Origin of the sequence: Roseomonas sp. KE2513, assembly GCF_016107305.1 — a bacterium.
GTDB lineage: Bacteria > Pseudomonadota > Alphaproteobacteria > Acetobacterales > Acetobacteraceae > Roseomonas.
Genome location: NZ_RCVR01000142.1, coordinates 1 through 1209 on the forward strand (window position 1 = coordinate 1; position 1209 = coordinate 1209).

Genomic DNA, 1209 nt, shown 5'->3' on the forward strand with positions numbered 1-1209 from the left:
GTTGGGATGGGAAGGAAGCACCACAAGCCGGAGGAGATCGTGGCCAAGCTGCGGCAGGTCGAGGTGTTGCTGGCGCAGGGCAAGACCACAGCCGAGGCGGTGCGGGCGATCGGGGTGACGGAGCAGAGCTACTACCGCTGGCGGAGCGAGTATGGCGGCCTGAAGCTGGATCAGGTGAAGCGGCTGAAGCAACTGGAGCAGGAGAACGGACGGCTTCGCAAGGCGGTGGCGGACCTGACGCTCGAGAAGCTGGTGCTGAAGGAAGCCGCCTCGGGAAACTGGTGAGCGCCGCCCGTCGTCGCGCCTGCGTCGAGCACGTTACCGGCAAGCTGGACGTCTCGGAGCGGTTTGCCTGCAAGGTGCTGAGGCAGCACCGCTCGACGCAGCGCAAGGTGCCGCGCGCAGCGGACGACGAGGCGGCGCTGACAGCAAGCATCATCCACCTGGCCAAACGGTACGGCCGGTACGGCTACCGACGGATCGCCGCCCTGCTGCGAGCCGAGGGCTGGCGGTGCAACCACAAGCGGGTTGAGCGCATCTGGCGGCGTGAGGGCCTAAAGGTACCCGCCCGGCAGCCCAAGCGCGGGCGGCTGTGGCTCAACGACGGCTCTTGCGTGCGGCTGCGGCCGGAGCGGCCGAACCATGTCTGGGCCTATGACTTCGTCGAGGACCGCACCCGGGACGGGCGCAAGTTCCGCCTGCTGAACGTGGTCGACGAATACACCCGCGAGTGCCTGGCAATCCGGGTGGGTCGCCAGCTCAGGGCCGCTGACGTCATCGACGTACTGTCGGACCTTTTCATCCTGCGCGGCGTGCCAAGCCATGTTCGTCCGGACAACGGGCCCGAGTTCGCCGCCACGGCCGTGAAGGGCTGGATCACCGGCGTGGGTGCGAAGACAGCGTTCATCGAGCCCGGCAGCCCCTGGGAGAACGGCTACGTGGAGAGCTTTAACGGCAAGCTGCGCGACGAACTGCTGAACGCCGAGGTGTTCAACACGCTCGCCGAGGCCAAGGTCCTCATCGAGCAATGGCAACGGCACTACAACACCGTCCGCCCGCACTCCTCGCTGCGCTACCGACCGCCCGCGCCAGAGGTGCTCCTCACATCACCCCTGCCGTCCTCCGTGGGACAACCCCCCACCAGCTCAGGACAGGCCGCAGCCATGCTCCACTAAAAATCCGCTTGGGCCACCTCGTGGGGGCTGGTCA

The 1209-nt window shown here is 67.2% G+C and carries 1 protein-coding gene; it reads left to right on the forward strand.

The genetic code is table 11. The features are described 5' to 3' along the window. Positions 1–6: 6 nt before the first annotated feature. A protein-coding gene (locus D9599_RS30630; RefSeq protein WP_375373102.1) for an IS3 family transposase occupies positions 7–1175 on the forward strand; the annotation gives its coding sequence in 2 pieces (ribosomal slippage) (positions 7–256 and positions 256–1175; 1170 coding nt in all). Positions 1176–1209: the final 34 nt, after the last annotated feature.